1 protein-coding gene is annotated in these 228 nt (G+C 65.8%); it reads right to left on the minus strand.

Features of this window, described 5'->3' with window-relative positions:
- The coding region (locus tag AC6LJ5_RS30385) for a two-partner secretion domain-containing protein (RefSeq protein WP_498142463.1) at positions 1-228 on the minus strand (228 nt) is incomplete at both ends.

Consider the following 228-nt stretch of genomic DNA (forward strand, 5'->3'; position numbering starts at 1 on the left):
AGATCACGCCGTTCTGGTTGACCACCAGCACGGTGCCGTCGGCCTTGATCGCGCCGTGGATCTCGCTGGGTTTCGCGGACGCGCCCACCACGCGGTTCAGCGCCGCGTCGGACGCGTTCTGCTTGAATTGCAGCGTGGTATTTCGGCCGACGTTGAAGCTGTCCCAGTTCAGGATGGCGCGCGACTGCGTCTGCTCGATGGTCACGACCTGGCGGCCATCGGCCGTGC

It is taken from the genome of Achromobacter sp. 1011791174 (assembly GCF_059760925.1).